Below are 15,845 nucleotides of genomic sequence, written 5' to 3'. Positions count from 1 at the left end.
GAATGGCGCTGTCGACTCGGCAAACAATTGGACCCAGCAATGGAAATCCGCTTTTTCCTCGCTGATGCCTCCCGAGTAATGAACAGTATTCAGCGCATCTGAATAAGCGAATGTAAGTCGATTCTGCCCAAGGCTATTAAACAGCGCATAGACAGGAGCCGATGCAGCTGCGTTAGAGCGCAATGTTCGCATCCAGTCAGCCTTAAAGCTTTTATTTCGGTCTTGCGCCGGATGCCAACTGGCCTGAATGTCACATGCGGGATGCGACCAATTCAGCGTTAAAATCGGTGGAACCGAAGCTTCTTCAGCATCCAGACGCAGCGTGATTAGATCCAGGCCCTCTTGCAACTGCTCGGCCAACAACGACACCGTGAATGGATGACTCTCTCCAGTTAACGTAAAGATATGAGCAGCAGTCGTGATTTGCTTGCTCATACAGACTCCTCCTGCTGTTGATTCTTATGGCGGTTCACGCCTGCATGGCACCATACGGTCACAATGGGATCATCCTCACTCGAATTGAGATGGTGATCCTCACCTGGTTCAACGATCACGATATCCCCTGTTGTAACCGGTGTATGCTCCCCGTTAATCTCCAAGGTTCCACTCCCCTGCAAAATGATGAACGCCTCACAATCCCCATGAATATGATAGTCCCTGCCATCCGGTCCATCATTGGTGTGACTGCGCTCTCCTCGTTTGGCAAATGAAAGACCGCCTGAAGATAAGTAATTCCCCGGCAAAATATCTTGCAAAATATGTCCATTCTTGGTATCCCGCAGCTCGCTCAAACGCAGCTTTTTCATCGTTATCCCTCCATAGTCAAATGGTAAAGGCGGCTTCGGAAATCGCCTTTCCAGATCGGTAAATTCAAACCAATATGCATCAAATCGTCACCGCCGAAGATCAGTTCCTCGGTCTCCTCTGGAGCATCCGCATCATACACAAGATAATTGCTTCCTGCTTCCAAACCCTTCAGACGCAGCTTCTTAAGCGGAGCATTAGGCTCAGCCAACACTTGAAAATAAGCGACAAGTGCTTCTTTCCGATCTTCTGACACGAACATCCAAGCGGCGTCAACACCATGGAAAGGGCTGCTCAACCGGTAAAATTCACCGAATTGAATCAGCGGGCGCAGCTGTTTATAGAGCGCAATCTGCCGCTTTACGGCCTCTTTTTCCGCCTCCGTAAAAGTAGTCAAATCCAGCTCATAGCCGAAATTACCCGACATGGCAGCATGTCCCCGCATCTCCAGAGGTGTCGAGCGATGCACTTGATGATTCGGGATCGCAGAAACATGCGCCCCCATAGTGCTGATTGGATACACAATGCTTGTGCCATATTGGATTTTCAGCCGCTCCACCGCATCCGTGTTATCACTCGTCCACGTCTGCGGCATGTAGTAGAGCATGCCTGGATCGAATCGGCCGCCACCACCGGAGCAGCTTTCGAACAACACGTTCGGGAATCTGGACGTGATCCGCTCCAGCACCTCGTAGAGACCAAGCATATAACGGTGGGCCGTCTCCCGCTGCCGCTCCGGCGGGAGCAGGGCTGAACCGATTTCCGTCATATTGCGGTTCATATCCCATTTGACATAGGCGATTGGACAGCTGGCAAGAATATCCGTCACGACTGTAACGATATAATCCCTTACATCCTGGCGCGAATAATCCAGAATCAGCTGCTGCCTCGCCTCTGTTCTGCGCCGACCAGGCACGTGGAGGCACCAGTCGGGATGTGCGCGATACAAATCGCTGTCCGGTGACACCATTTCCGGCTCAAACCACAGACCGAATGCTAGCTGCTGCCGATTCACACGGCTAACCAAATCCGGCATGCCCTTGGGCAGTTTGCTTAGATCGACGAACCAATCTCCGAGCGAGCTTTTGTCATTGTCCCTTTTGCCGAACCAACCATCGTCAAGAACGAGAAGCTCTAAACCGAGCTCCTTTCCAACCACCGCAAGTTCCTCGATTTTATCCGCGTTGAAGTTGAAGTAGGTTGCTTCCCAGTTGTTGATGAGAATCGGTCGATGACGATCTCGAAACTCCCCTCGGCATAGTCGCGTGCGGTACAGCTTATGGTAAATTCGCGACATGCCGCCAATTCCTTCTGCTGAAAATACAAGGATAGCCTCAGGCGCTTGGAAAGCTTGCCCCGGCTCTAACAGCCAAGAAAAATCAAAAGCATTAATCCCCATGACAACACGGGTTGTTTCATAAGGATCTACCTCTGCTTGGGCAACAAAGCTTCCGCTATACACAAGACTAAAACCATAGGCTTCTCCTTGATCTTCGTCCGCTTGCTTCGAGAGTAGAGCCATAAACGGGTTCAGCGAATGACTACTGCTCCCCCTGCGGCTCTCAATCACAGATCCTCCCGTTGCCAGAGGGCGTCTTTCCATGTGGCGCTCGCGTGCCCATGTTCCAGACAAATGGAGCATATCGAACTCGGAATAAGAAATGTCGAGGCCAAAGCTTAAGGCTCTAAGCAGCTTCATCGAACGATTTCCCGTATTGATGTAACGAACGGACCTCGCAACCGCATCATGATCACGAAAGACCGTATAGGTGAGAATAGCTTGCAAGCCAATCGCCGCATCCACCAAAATAATATCGAGGCTCTCCGCTTCGCTGTCCTCTTCCACATAAGTAGCAGGCAAGCCCTCCAGCTGTGGTTTACCCGCATAGATCCGATGAGACTCATAAATAAGCTCACTGACAGTCGTTCCATCTTCCATTTGCACCTGATAGGCGGGTACACGAAAATCACTGCCTCCATACGCCGGAATTTCCTGCGGTAGTGTGTCAAGCGACAGTGTCAGATCGTTCGGATCCGTAGATGGCGAAAATGAGCAGCGACGCCGCATAGCGAGCAAGCCGCCAAGATTACTTCCACGAACCCTGCGTCCAAAGTGGACGTGTGCAAGGTATTTAGATTGTATCAACTGCATGATATAGCTAGTCGACTTCCCTTGAAGATGGAAGGTTTGCGAATTCGGATCATAGACAATCCCCATATCCCACAGCTCCTTTCTTGTGCATTAAATCTTTACATGTTTCCACACCATCCGTTTGAACCTGAAATAAATAAGATTTGACCGCAGGAATTGGTCGCAGGCAACAGCAGTCCATAAACCGAACATGCCCCACGAAAAGATATAAACAAATAAATAACTGAGCAGTACGCGCACGCCCCAGACACCAATTAAAGTCGAGTATAATGGAAATCGCGTATCTCCAGCTCCCCGCAAAGCTCCGCCAAGAATGAACTGTGAGATTTGGGAAATTTGGATAAAACCAACGATCCGAAGGGCCCATGCTCCTTCTCGGATAATGGTGGCGTCACTCGTATATAGCCTGAAAATATAGGGGGCGAACAAGATAAATACCGCTCCCATTACACCTCCTAAGAGCATGCCGTATTTCCGGATTTGCCATACATACTGCTCAGCAAGGTCGGGTTTGCCTACGCCAAGCGTTTGGCCGACCAGGGTTGAAGCCGCTATGGCAAAAGCAGCACCAGGCATAAACGAGATGCCGATTATGCTCGTCACAATTTGTGATGCCGCAACGGCAACCGTCCCAAGTCCTGCGCATATTTTGACAAAAGTCATAATACCCAGACGCATAATGAGCTGCTCCAGGCTCGAGGGGATACCGATTTTCAACATGCGGTAAATGATACTTTTATCCAAACGGCTTATCTCCGCCCAGCCAATCCTCACCGCAAATTTCCCGCTGAACATGACGACTACGAAGGCGACCATCGCCACGGCCTGAACAGCCAACGTGGCGATAGCTGCCCCAGCAACTCCCATCTCCGGCAAGCCTAAATGGCCGTAAATCAGCACAAACCCTAGCGATATGGACAGGCACCCTGATAACACATTAATTTTCATCGGAGTTCGAGTATCTCCAGCCCCACGTAGAATAGCCGACAAAGCAGACGAGATGGAGGAAAATCCAATGGACAGAAACATCAGCCGGGCATAGTTCAGCCCATAATGAATAACTTCAACGCTAGCTCCCATCATTCGGAGCATCGACTCCGAAAATAGAACGCCAAGTGCAACGACGAGGATGGAGAGAACAGAGCCTAGCATGAGCGATTGGCCGGCAGCCCGATTCGCATCCCCCATATTGCCTGCTCCCGTGGAACGAGCAACAATAACCGTAGTGCCTGTATTTAGCGCTGCAAAAAGAACTGTCATTAACATATACGGCTGACTCGTTAATCCAACAGCTGCGACAGCAACCGCTCCTAAATGACCCACCAGAATCATCATCACCATCTGTGTCAGGTTAATGAGCAGCATTTCCGCCAAAGAGGGACCGGCAAGTTTAAAAATAATGCGCCGGACCGCCTTGTTATCTTGCGGATCTACCGTGACGGAATCCCTATAGGCTTCTGCTTCTTTCATGATCGAGCCGCCATTAGATGTTCCATCCCGGCAAATACGATTTCGTATTTTGCAGCATCTGGTCGAACAACAGCTCCGCCTGGTTCACATCGATATTCACAAGCGGGTCATTCACGAAAGCATTGAACGCTAACGCTTTATCCTTTTGTAACGCAGCCTTCAAAATAAGTTCTTGATTCACCGTATGCTGCAACACCAGGTTATTAACAGCGAGCGGAAGCTCACCAGCATAAACAGGACGCAGACTGTTCGCTGAGAACACGGCGTTCGTCTCGACAACGGCTCCCAGAGGAATCCCCTTCATTTGCCCCACATTCGGCACGTTGACATTAGTAACAAATGATTGAAGACCAATTAATCCTTTGAGTTGTCTAACTTCTTCCTCTCCCGACGCCTTCAGCGGCAGCTTCTCCTCTCCACTAAGCAGCTTGCGGTAATAAAGCTCCGTCGCAATATGTTTCTCCACACGGCTTTCGACCGTCGTTAAGCCAAATTTCCAGTCGCGAACCGTTTCCGCGTCCTTCATATACCAAGGAGGCATAAATTCTGCCAGATGGCGATCGCCTGCAGCCGCAATAATGCCATAACGCCGGAACAAATCAAACTTCACTCGGTTAGCGGCCGTATACGTGTTCGTCATCCAGGCATCTTTGTTATGCTCGAAGCCCGTCTCGTAATACTTATCTACAAACTTCTGATACATCGGAAGCAAATCTATATTTTGATAAGTCGCTTGATCGATCCATGTAAAATGATTAATACCAAGTACATTCACCTTCACTTCATCGCGGTGCACGCCCTCTATACCTTCCATGTCACGCAGCATGCGTATCAATAATCCTTGCGTTCCAAAGATTTCGTGGCAGCAACCAAGCGCTTTGATTCCCGGGAATACTTCGTATAACGTCCGCGTACAAAGCGTCATCGGATTCGTATAATTAAACACCCAAGCATCCGGCGAAAAGCGCTCTATGGCTTGGGCAATTTCCACATACATCGGAATCGTTCGCAGCGCTCGAACCAGCCCTCCTGGCCCGGTTGTATCGCCTACCGCTTGGTAAATGCCGTATTTTTCCGGTTCATGCACATCGGATGCCATTTCCTTGAACGTTCCAGGAAGAATCGAAATGAACACAAAGTCACAACCGCTTAACGCTTCCTTCAGCGTCGGATAAGCCTTGTAGGTCCATTTGGACTTCGTTTCGGCATAATCAGAAACCGAGTTGCCTAGTTTCTCGTTATTTTTGGCTTTGTCATAATCAAGGTCATACAACCGAATCGTACCCGACAATTGTTCATCCAGCGCAAGATCCGCAATGAGATTCTTGGCCCAATACATGGAGCCTCCACCAATATAAGCAATTTGTATCTCGTTTACTTTCCCGCCATTGAATTTCATTTTGCTCCTCCTCACAGTCGTGCAGTCATGCATACGCTACAAGTATAGAAAACAATCTGAATTAAAGGGATGGCAAAAATTTAGCGGGGTTGTGATTTTTTACACTTTTGCTTGGGCGCAAAGGGGGATGAAAAAGACCGTCCAGACGGTTTAGTCTGACGGTCTTGGTGTTTGCTGATGCTTGTGACTCGGCCTCAGCACGGGATTTGGCTACTTTAAAAACCTTTTCAGCGTGGCCTACTACTGCTACTGCTACTGCTACTGCTACTGCTACTGCTACTGCTACTGCTACTGCTACTGCTACTGCTACTGCTACTGCTACTGCTACTGCTACTTCTTCTACCTGCTACCGCCGCCTCTTCTTCTACCTCCACTCTACTTTCTCAATACACCACTACTGCTACTTTTTCTGTTTCCTACACGTCTGCCTCCTTTTCTATCTCCACTCTACTTTCTCAACACCCTGCTACTGCTACTTCTTCTACTACCTGCACGTCTGCCTCTTCTTCTACCTCCACTCTACTTTCTCAATACACTACTACTGCTACTTTTTCTGCTTCCTACACGTCTGCCTCCTTTTCTATCTCCACTCTACTTTCTCAACACCCTGCTACTGCTACTTCTTCTGCTACCTTGCACTTCTGCATCTTTTTCTCCCTCCCCTACTTTCTCAACACCCGCTACTGCTTCTTCTTCTGCTACCTGCATATCTGCCTCTTCTTCTACTTCCCCCTACTTTCTCAACACCTGCTACTGCTACTATTCCGTTTTTTAACTAGCATCTCTGCTTCCCATTGGATAAAATCCAATGTAACTGCTCATTTGAGCCATAAATTCTACTTTGCATTGAATAAATCCAATGTAACTGCTCATTTGAGCCATAAATTCTACTTTGCATTGGATCAAATCCAATGTAACCCCTTAAAAACAGCTCAATAAGTGGCAAATTCGATCATCTCATTGGAATTCGTCCAACGAGATGAACTCTCAAGCCATCATATCCGCCATCTCATTGGATTTCATCCAATGAAAGTGTCTCTCAGGCTTAGCATGGCAAAGCCTATTCAATGTTCCTCGTCAAGGAACATAAAAAAGACGCCACTGGGAGCTAACTAAGCTCCCCGGGCGTCCCCAAACATCGTTTACAGCAGACGCAGTAAACGCAAGACCGTAAACCGGTTGCGCACAAACAGCGCATCCCGCAGTGACGCCTCCACCAGCTCCGGCTCCACGCCGAGCTGCTCTGGCGCAACCGGTCCCTGCACAACCCCGAGCCAAGCAGCCAGCTGCTCGGGTGCAGGGACCGCGCGGGCGATGGCTTGCACATCGCCCCACCTCGAAGCRATGCGCGCTTTCAGCGCCTCGCTATCAACAACACCGCCATCCGCCGGGAAGTTCTCGGCGATGACTTGCTCCGCCATGGCCCCATAGGCCCTGCGGATGCGCTCCGCATCCGTCTGCCGACTCGGGGCCTGGCTTTGCGCTAGGCGCGCGGCGGCCTCATCGGCCGTGATGTCCCGCAGCGACGCATAACGCTGCGCCATCATCACGGTCGCGACGCCGACCTTCGCGCCGTGCAGCAGCGCCCGGCGGCGCTGCTGCAGAAGCACCATCTCCCAAAAGTGGGAGAGATGGTGCTCTGCTCCCGAGGCCGGCCGCGAGTGGCCGACCAGGAGCATGGAAAGGCCGGACAGCAACAGGCCTTCCATCAGCTTTAACAAACCGAGATCCGTGCGCTGCGCGATCTCGTCCAAGTGAGCCGTGCAGAGCTCCACGGCTTCCAGCGTCAACTGCGCGCTCAGCTCGCAGTAGTGCTCGTCAAGCAGCACGCGGCCAAGCGACCAGTCGGCAAGCGAAGTGTGCTTGCCGAGCATGTCGCCGAGGCCGGCTGCGATCATCGCTTGCGGCGATTCCGCGAGCAGCGCGAGATCGGCAAAAATCGCTTCCGGTGAGCTCGCCGGGATCGTGGTCTTGAAGCCGCGCACGATGAGCGGCGCGCCGACTGAAGCGAAGCCGTCAACGGATGGCGCTGTCGGCACAGACAAGAAAGGCCGCTTCGTGCAGTGGCCGACGAAGCGCACGATGTCGTGCAGGGTTCCCGCCCCCACGGCAAGCAGAACTTCCGACGATAATGGCGTGTCCAGGAGCAGCTGGACGATCGCTTCCTCATCGGCGGCTACTTCTCCCATCGCGTTCTCACGAATCACGCTGATGCTGACCTTGACTTGCGCGGCTTCCAGCAGCCCGCGCAGCTTCTCGCCCGCCGCTTGATACGTCTTCTCGTCCGCAACAAGCGTAACTTCACGGTACCCGGCTTCTCTCACATAACCGGCCACCTGCCCCAAAGCATCTCGCTCAATAACGATACGCCGAATCGGAATTTCATGCCTCTGCCCACATGCGCAATCAATCGTGCGACCAAGCCATGTATTCAAAACCACACTCATTCCCATCATCCTCCCCATTAATCTCGGAACGCAAAAAGTCACTCCCACTCCATCACTTGAACTTCAGCTTCCTCGAACCCTAATCATCACTCGAACTTCACTCAATCGCACTCCACCACAAGCCATCTCACCCTCACCCCAAGATGTACGTACAAGTACTACTTCCCCTATTTTAACAAAACCTATGCTATAATGATACACACTGCCTTCATCGCAAGTAGGAGGAGAATATCCAACATGCCCATTCAAACCGAGACGGAGCTGTACGCTCCGGTGAAACAATATTTCGAAGACCGCGGTTATGCCGTTCGCGGAGAAGTGAAACACTGCGACTTGGTCGCCATTCGTGGGGATGAACCCCCCATCGTTGTAGAGCTCAAAAAAAGCTTCAACATCCCGCTCCTTGTGCAAGGCATCGATCGTCTTCGTCTAACGGAGCAAGTGTATGTCGCTTTCGAACTGCCTAATAAAGGGAAAGCTCCACATCGCTTGCAGTGGGAAGATATCCGGCGACTCTGCCGTATGCTGGGGCTAGGCGTCTTAACCGTTCAATTCTACAAACGCAAAAAACCCGCAGTCGATCTCGTCTGCGAGCCTACACCTTATACGTTGCGCCACAATAAAAGAGCGGCTTTACGGGTCGTCAATGAGTTTCATGAACGAAGCGGCGACTACAACGTAGGCGGCAGCACGCAACAAAAGCTGATGACTGCTTACCGTGAGAAATCGCTGCATTGCGCTTATTTGATGCGTGAGCATGGACCTCTTAGCCCGCGGAAGCTGCGTGACCTGACGAATAACAAAGCCGTCAGCTCTCTGCTGCAAAAAAACTACTACCGCTGGTTCGTTCGCCAAAGCCGCGGCATCTATCACATTACCCCGCTTGGTGAAAAAGCTTTGGCGGACTACGTTCACGTTACGACCGCATTTACTCCTGCGGAAGCGCCCTAATAACTAAGAGCGAACGACCACTTTACTGGCGTTCGTTTCTTCTTTTAACATGAGCAGCACTTTATTCATCCAAATCGCAGCTTGCGCGCCCTCGCCCATCGCAATCGTCACTTGCTCCGCGTGAACGCCTACGTCACCGGCTGCCCAGAGGAATGGCACACTTGTCATTTTGGAACGAGCATCTGTCATGATATGCCGATTTTCTAATCGTTCCGCTCCTAGCTGTCGGGCCAGATCCGATTTCACTTCGTTCCCTCCGAAAGCAATGAAGCCGCGCTCCGCTTCCAGCCGTTTGCCATTAATCGTCACAAGCCCTCCAAATAGGCCATTCTCGCTCGCAATTACCTCTTGAATATCATCCGCTATGTAGGTGATCCCTTTTTTCTTAAGCTCTTCCACATGGCTGCTTTTCACAGCGCACAATCCATGGTTAACATACGTCAGCTTATCTGTCCGAAGGCTAAGCTTCAGTGCCATCGCGGCCCCAACATCTCCAGAACCCATCACAATGGTCGTTTTATTTCTAATTTCATAGCCATCGCAATCCGGGCATACATAAATCGTTAATCCTAGACATGGCTTTAAACCGGGAATTTCGGGGATGCGATCCATTAACCCTGTCGCTAGCAGCAGCGTCGGTGCTTCATAACCTTTACCGGACTTCCCCCATAACTCAAAGCCATCCCCTGGCTTTCCTTTATTTACGGCCTGTACAACTTCATCATGGGCAAAATCAACTCCCAGCCTCTCGGCCTGCAGCCTTCCCAGCCTGCGAAGTTCTTCACCTGAAACGCCATCTGGCCAACCTAGAAGGTTGTGATAGCTTTTGCATAAGGTAGACCTGCCAGATCCGGCATCAATAACAAGAACGCGATGTTCATATCTGCCAAGCTGAATAGCCGCCTGAAGTCCGGCAATGCCTCCGCCAACAATTATACTGTCATACTGTTCCATAACCTGAAGTCCCTCTTCTCCTATCAGCTATCCCTAGGATAACCTTGCAAGGGCGCTTTCATGCTCCTTCTAACGATTCTTAATGGACCAGACTAAGGCAAATTGCGTGAGAGAGGCGATCATGAGAATCCATGGAATCATTCCGCCTTCCAAATCGCTTCCAAATGTAATGAAGCAAAAAATGGAAATCACACGGCCGACATTTAGAAAAAGCTCTCGAACGACGACACTTTCCACTTTCAATTCGCCTTTGAGAGGCAATTTGGCAATGAGCCCATAATAGTAACCCGTCATTGTATTGCCTTGCAAAGGTGAAAAGACCGAATACAAAATCATAAAACCTACAACAGACCAAATCGTGATGCTTCCTAATAAAAGCGATACACCTACCAGATAACCTATCGTCGATATCGCTAGATACATACGAGATTTGCTGCCCTGAGCATATTTAGAAATAAACATTCCCATGGCTATGCTGAGGCTGGAGTAAAGCACTCCTAAATAGCCCACGATATCTTCCCGCGGCATGACTTGAAACAAGAGAATATTCGGAAGAAATAACATTGTACCTTGAAGCAAGCCCATTCCAAAAAAACCAAGCAACGATTTTAGCCAATCTCGGTTTTTTTTCATAATGAGCCCAGTCCACTTTAAATAGTAAACTCGGTGATGTCCGCTGGAAGCTTTTATTTTCAAAGATATCAAGGCTGCCAGAAGAAACATACAAAAGGCAATACCGAAAACGATGGTATACCCGCTAAGTCCCTCTTTCAAACGGATAATAAACCCGGCAAGCGCAGGCCCTGCCAATGAAGCCATCGTGAAGAAAATCATATTGTAAGCGAGGTATCGAATCCGATTCTGTTCGGTTGACACATCGTACATGAGCGTCAAATAACCTACCCAGTAAAAAGCGGCGGCGAGACCATTAAAAATGGCAAACGCTATGTAATATTTCACGAGAGCATCTTGCGCGATAATCACACTCAAGTAAAATAAACCGATCAGCATGATGCCTAAGCGGTATGAGACCATTCTGTCTTTCTTTTTGATCATCCAGCCGCCAATCGCGAAGCCAATCGGTGTCAGAATGTAAACGATAATGCTGTAAGTTCCATTTACGGCTACGCTGTGTGTCAAACGCCATAGATATAAGTTCAGAAACACACCCGACATCGAAGCGCCGAATTGAAAAGTAGAATGAATAATGAGCGAAATAATCGCTTCGCGAGTTAATCTTTTCTCTTGCGGCAGCGAGTTCCCCCTGCTTTGTAACCAAGTCTTGATTCCTAAATACATCGTAGCCCCCCGCTTCCCAGTCTTCCTTATTGTAACAGCCCCCAATCCTTCTGTTAAACGGCAAAAAGCCCCAGCTTTTGGCGCTGAGGCTCTGTTTCCAACCATTATCGTATTACTTCTTCAGGCTATCCCATGTTTTCTGGAATTCATCCAGCATTTGATCCTTTGTATACTTCTTCGCGACATAACCTTGCATAATATCGCCGAATTTTTTACTGGATGCTTCGCCGCCAGGGAATTTGAACCAGTTCCAGCTCAGTGTTTTACCAGCTTTGCTGTAAGCAATAATGTCTGCTGCTAATGGTCCAAGTACTTTTTCGTCAGCAGGAATGGATTTGAAAGCTGGAATGAACTTGAACTCGTCAGTGATATATTTTTTACCCACATCTGATGTTACCATCCAGTTCAGGAATTTCTTCGCTTCGTCTTTCACAGCGGAGTTTTTGTTGATTACCCAGTTGTTCGGAACACCGACAAACAATTTGTCATTCGTCGCAACGTCGTCGCTGATTGGCATTGGCAAGAAGCCAACTTTGATATTCGGGTTCGTTTTTGTAAGTTGAACTTGTGTCCAGTTACCTTGTTGCGTCATTGCCGCTTTACCTGTTGCGAAGTCTGTAACTTGTGTGTTGTAGTCTGTTTGCAGCGGGTTTTTGTTACCGTATTGCAATTGCAGATCAAACAATTTCGCCCATTGGTTGAATTGCTCGTTGCCTGGAATTTTCGCAGTGCCTTTGTTCAGACCATCGATGAAAGCATTTGGATCTTTTTGATACGCGAACGGAAGGTTTACGAAGTGGTTACCCAAGACCCACCACTCGCCGTAGCCGTTCTCGAACGGTGTGATACCTTTGGCTTGCAGCTTTTTGGCAGCATCTTCGAGCTGAGAGATTGTTTTTGGCAGCTCAGTAATACCTGCTTGCGCGAAAAGATCTTTATTGTATTGGAAGCCGTAACCTTCAAGATTCAGCGGTTGGCCGTAGAGTTTGCCATTTTTGGTCATTGGCTCTTTCGCCACGTCTACAAGGTCACTAACCCAAGGTTGATCGGAGAGATCTTCCAGGTTTTCAATCCATTTATCCAGATCTGAGAACCCGCCGTTGTTGAAAATGTCCGGTTTGTCGCCGGAGTTGAACTTCGCCAGCAACGCTGCGCCATAGTCCGCACCGCCGCCAACAGTATCAATTTGAATTTTCACGTTAGGATTCAGCTTTTGATATTCAGCAACCAATTTACCCAATTGATCAGCAATTTCTACTTTGAATTGGAACATTTTAATCGTTACAGGTTTACCAGCCGCAGCAGGTGTTGCTGATGCTGCTGCCCCAGCTGAAGCAGCAGGTGCAGGTGTCTCTTCTTTTTTACCGCAGCCAGCCGCAACCACAGAAAGTGTGAGTAAAGCAGCCATACTGATCATTGTTAATTTTTTCATTGAGGTAATGCCTCCCTTTTTTTGTTTACTCAGCTTACCCTGATGATGACAGGCCATTTATTTCCTCGTCATCAGCTTACATGGTTTATTGTAAACACTTTCTTGAACCCTTAACACAGAGGATATTGAACATAAAGGTGGAAGATTTTGAACTTCCTAACAAATATGTCACCCTTTTACGGAACCAGCTGTGATTCCTTCAACAATATGCTTCTGCATGGCGAGGAAGAAAATAACAATAGGTAGAACGCCTAGTGTTAGACCAGCCAAAGCCAGATCCCATTGCTTCGTGTATTGTCCAAAGAAGGAGAACGTCGCTAAAGGTATTGTTCGCAGATCTGGACTGTTTAACACGAGAGAAGGCAGCAAATAATCGTTCCAAATCCATAAACTGTTCAAAATAACGACTGTCGTAGACATCGGTTTTAACAGCGGGAACACGATTCGCCAGAACACGCCATAAGGCGAGCAACCATCCACCGTAGCGGACTCTTCGATTTCGAGCGGAATCGATTTAATAAAACCGTGGAACAAGAAAACGTTAAGAGATACACCAAAACCAAAGTAACAAATAATCAAGCCCAATTTGCTGTCCATTAGTCCAACTTGGCTCGCAACACGAACAAGCGGAATCATGATGGATTGAAACGGAATCACCATCGCAGCAACGAAAGCCAAGAAGACAAGATTATTGAATTTACTCGGCTTCCGCACCATGYGATAAGCAGCCATGGAACTAATAATGACAAGCCCCACATTACTGAAAACCGTGATGATCAACGAATTCATGAAAGCGCTGGGGAATTTCATGATCGTCCATACTTTTTTGTAATTATCCAAATATAAAGTTTGCGGAAGCTTGGCTGTACTAGCAGCTAGCTCCGGGAAGGTTTTGAGTGAATTAACTATAACAAAGTAGAACGGCACTAGAAATAGCAGAGCGATCAGGATACCCAGCACTTCGAGTGTGAATAGCCGTCCGGAATATTTTTTGACTGTTTCCATTACACTTCAACCTCCTTGCGTTTCGTATACATGACTTGGATGGTCGAAATAATGGCCACTACGATGAAGAACACTAATGCTTTCGCTGTTCCTAAGCCATAATTGTTATTGCGGAACGCTTCTTGATAAATATTGATCGACACGGATTCTGTGGAGTTGAACGGTCCGCCTTTGGTCAAGGAGAAGTTCAGATCAAACATTTTGAAATTCCACGAAATCGTCAGGAATAGACAGACTGTGACAGCTGGCATAATGAGCGGAATAATAATGCTTTTGAGCACCTGGAAACGGGTCGCTCCATCAATATAAGCCGCTTCGATCATATCTTTTGGCACATTGGAAAGCGCCGCGATATAGATGATCATCAAGTAGCCAGCACCCTGCCAAATACTCACGATCGCAATCGCCCAGAAGGCGGTAGGCGCATCGCCGAGCCATGGTAGTTCGAAAAAGCCCCAATGTGTCAACTCGCCCAGTGTCCCGAACCCTTTGACGAAAATGAACTGCCAGATGAACCCAAGCAGAAGTCCGCCGATCACGTTCGGCATGAAGAAGATGGTACGCAGTACATTTCTGGTTTTCAGCGCTTGTGTTAGCAGCAGCGCCAGCAGGAATCCAACGAGATTCGTAAGAATTACGTCTGTTACGGTAATCCGCGTTGTGAACCAGAAAGCGTTGCGGTAGTCCTTGTCATTAAAAAGAAGTTGCTTGAAATTGTCCAAGCCGTTGAACTTCACGGTTGTCGTTACACCATTCCACTCTGTAAATGAATAATAAATGCTCATGAGAAAAGGAATCACTACAATGAGCGCGAAAAATAGCAACGCAGGTCCGATAAACACCCATTGCTGTAATAGTCCTGATAACCCCTTGCTCTGTTTCATGGGAATTTCCCCCTTACGATTAGGTAACTATAACCTCTAGTATAAATATCTTTATCCTTCTGAAACACAGATAATCGTGATGCATTAGGTGGAATTTGTTGACCTCTACTGCTACAATATAGGGTGAAAAGTCCACGAAGAAACCGAGTTGATTCGACATGTTTCGCCATAGCATACGCAACAAACTGATCCTTTTTTTGCTGATCGCCACACTCGTTCCATTCATTACATCCATTGTAGTCTCCTATATATTCACCAAGGAAAAAGTCACCGAAGATACCATCACCAACAATTCGGCCCTCATCTCCCAAGCGAAATTGAATATATTAAACTATTTAAATGGGGTTGTTCAAGCGTCAACGACGATCTATACAGGTCAGCATTTGTCAGAGCTCGGACAATTATACGATATTCTGGAACGTGAGCGAGATATCGACTATATGAGTGAAAAAGTGATCAAAAGCGGATTACAGGTCATGTCTCATGCCGTTAAAGAGTTTAAACAAGTTTACTTGTATGCTTCTGTTAGCGACCGGTCCTTTATGTCGAGCAACGACTTCACAGGAAGTACAACCGGCAAATACGCGTCTTTGCGTCCTTTTCCCGAAGACAAAACCGTGTATTTTGAAACCACTCATTTGAGCCACAGTTACAATATTGCAATTAACGTGTATTCTGCACCAACACCTGTCCTGTCTATGCATCGCAAGCTGCTGTACTCACCCAATAACACATCGATTGGTGAACTTATCATTGATCTTCATTTAGACCTTATATCGGAAATTTCCCAGAGCTTGTACACACATGACACTGAAGAACTGTACATTCTGGACAATGAGGGCTATATTGTTTTCGGTCCGGATCCTTCCAAATGGGGGCAGCGGCTTGAAGACAGCTGGGGAAATGAAGCCATTCACAGCACATTGGATAAGGGCTCTTATGAATGGAGCAAAGGACCTTTCGCAGGCATCAATGTTTTTGAAAAGATGAAAACGGACTATGTCGACTGGACGATCGTCAAACGTCTTCCTTATGATCAATTAACCAA

12 protein-coding genes and 1 pseudogene are annotated in these 15,845 nt (G+C 48.3%); 2 read left to right on the top strand and 11 right to left on the bottom strand.

Translation table 11 applies throughout. The features are described 5' to 3' along the window. The 6 genes and pseudogenes from AC1DUA_RS10350 to AC1DUA_RS10325 form a co-directional block, all read right to left on the bottom strand. A pseudogene (locus AC1DUA_RS10350) lies at positions 1–435 on the bottom strand (glycoside hydrolase family 36 protein); the annotation flags it as partial. Next, positions 432–806: a cupin domain-containing protein gene (locus AC1DUA_RS10345; RefSeq protein WP_477499656.1), complete on the bottom strand. Its 375-nt coding sequence runs from the start codon at positions 804–806 to the stop codon at positions 432–434. The pseudogene AC1DUA_RS10350 and the gene AC1DUA_RS10345, both read right to left, overlap by 4 nt. 2 nt (positions 807–808) lie before the next feature. Beyond that, a complete protein-coding gene (locus AC1DUA_RS10340) occupies positions 809–3,022 on the bottom strand; it encodes an alpha-galactosidase (protein WP_477499655.1) in 2,214 nt (737 codons plus the stop codon). 24 nt (positions 3,023–3,046) lie between these two features. Then, positions 3,047–4,426, bottom strand: a complete 1,380-nt coding sequence (locus AC1DUA_RS10335) for an MATE family efflux transporter (RefSeq protein ID WP_477499654.1) — start codon at positions 4,424–4,426, stop codon at positions 3,047–3,049. A gap of 13 nt (positions 4,427–4,439) precedes the next feature. Next, positions 4,440–5,825: a family 4 glycosyl hydrolase gene (locus AC1DUA_RS10330; RefSeq protein WP_477499653.1), complete on the bottom strand. Its 1,386-nt coding sequence runs from the start codon at positions 5,823–5,825 to the stop codon at positions 4,440–4,442. A 1,142-nt stretch (positions 5,826–6,967) separates the two neighbouring features. Next, a complete protein-coding gene (locus tag AC1DUA_RS10325; protein WP_477499652.1) occupies positions 6,968–8,272 on the bottom strand; it encodes a sn-glycerol-1-phosphate dehydrogenase in 1,305 nt (434 codons plus the stop codon). A gap of 237 nt (positions 8,273–8,509) precedes the next feature. Here AC1DUA_RS10325 and AC1DUA_RS10320 point away from each other — a divergent pair, with 237 nt between their 5' ends. Beyond that, complete coding sequence (locus AC1DUA_RS10320; RefSeq protein WP_477499651.1) at positions 8,510–9,223, top strand: DUF2161 domain-containing phosphodiesterase; 714 nt, start codon at positions 8,510–8,512, stop codon at positions 9,221–9,223. Positions 9,224–9,226: 3 nt separating this feature from the next. Here AC1DUA_RS10320 and AC1DUA_RS10315 read toward each other — a convergent pair whose 3' ends face one another. From AC1DUA_RS10315 to AC1DUA_RS10295, 5 genes are all read right to left on the bottom strand, one after another. After that, positions 9,227–10,177: an NAD(P)/FAD-dependent oxidoreductase gene (locus AC1DUA_RS10315; protein WP_477499650.1), complete on the bottom strand. Its 951-nt coding sequence runs from the start codon at positions 10,175–10,177 to the stop codon at positions 9,227–9,229. Between the two features lie 69 nt (positions 10,178–10,246). Next, positions 10,247–11,476: an MFS transporter gene (locus AC1DUA_RS10310; protein ID WP_477499649.1), complete on the bottom strand. Its 1,230-nt coding sequence runs from the start codon at positions 11,474–11,476 to the stop codon at positions 10,247–10,249. Positions 11,477–11,588: 112 nt separating this feature from the next. Further along, positions 11,589–12,908, bottom strand: a complete 1,320-nt coding sequence (locus AC1DUA_RS10305; protein WP_477499648.1) for an ABC transporter substrate-binding protein — start codon at positions 12,906–12,908, stop codon at positions 11,589–11,591. Positions 12,909–13,076: 168 nt separating this feature from the next. After that, positions 13,077–13,913: a carbohydrate ABC transporter permease gene (locus AC1DUA_RS10300; RefSeq protein WP_477499647.1), complete on the bottom strand. Its 837-nt coding sequence runs from the start codon at positions 13,911–13,913 to the stop codon at positions 13,077–13,079. Further along, entirely contained in the window at positions 13,913–14,797 is an 885-nt protein-coding gene (locus AC1DUA_RS10295; protein WP_477499646.1) for a carbohydrate ABC transporter permease, read from the bottom strand. The genes AC1DUA_RS10300 and AC1DUA_RS10295 overlap by 1 nt, the downstream gene beginning before the upstream one ends. A 158-nt stretch (positions 14,798–14,955) precedes the next feature. Between AC1DUA_RS10295 and AC1DUA_RS10290 the strand changes: the two genes are divergently transcribed. After that, positions 14,956–15,845 (top strand): cache domain-containing protein (locus tag AC1DUA_RS10290; protein ID WP_477499645.1); only part of this gene is annotated, 890 nt, incomplete at its 3' end.

The organism is Paenibacillus sp. 01T422 (genome assembly GCF_056398785.1).
The sequence above is the reverse complement of the archived record's forward strand: the minus strand, read 5'-3'. Positions and strand labels throughout refer to the sequence as shown.